This is a genomic window from Aerococcus sp. L_32 (assembly GCF_050689315.1).
Genome location: NZ_JBOEQF010001195.1, coordinates 1 through 558 on the forward strand (window position 1 = coordinate 1; position 558 = coordinate 558).

Annotated in this window: 1 protein-coding gene; it reads left to right on the top strand. The window is 31.7% G+C overall.

Annotated features, from left to right (window positions below; translation table 11 throughout):
* Positions 1–172: 172 nt before the first annotated feature.
* The coding region (locus ACRCJ0_RS18900; protein ID WP_431391742.1) for a LacI family DNA-binding transcriptional regulator at positions 173–558 on the top strand (386 nt) is incomplete at its 3' end.

The window sequence follows — 558 nt, forward strand, 5'->3', positions numbered from 1 at the left end:
CTGTAAAAGCTTGATTTAATGTTGTCGTGTCCATAAGCAATCTCCTTGATTTATATGATAATTTTATTATAGATTATTCAGATAAAATATTCGATATATTTACTAAACTTTTACTAATGTAGTTGCAAATGTGTTATAATGGATAAAAATACATGATAAAGGAAGTAAGGATATGGCTACTCTTAAAGATATTGCAAAATTAGCAAAAGTTTCGCAAGCGACTGTTTCACGTGTGTTGAACCGTGATGAAACCCTTTCTGTTGGTGAAGACACGAAACATCGTATTCTAGCCATTGCAGACGACTTGGGCTATACCAAACATCAAAAAACGACGAATATACCAAAACAGCGACAAAAAATTGCTGTTGTCCAATGGTATAGTGAGCAAGAAGAATTAAATGATTTATATTATTACGCTATTCGGATTGGGATAGAAAAACGTGCCGAAGATTTAACCTATGACATTGTCCGTTATTTCAATAATCAAATTATTCAAATTGCTGATGATATTGCTGGAATTATTGCCATCGGTAAATTTTCTAATCAACAAATTAATCA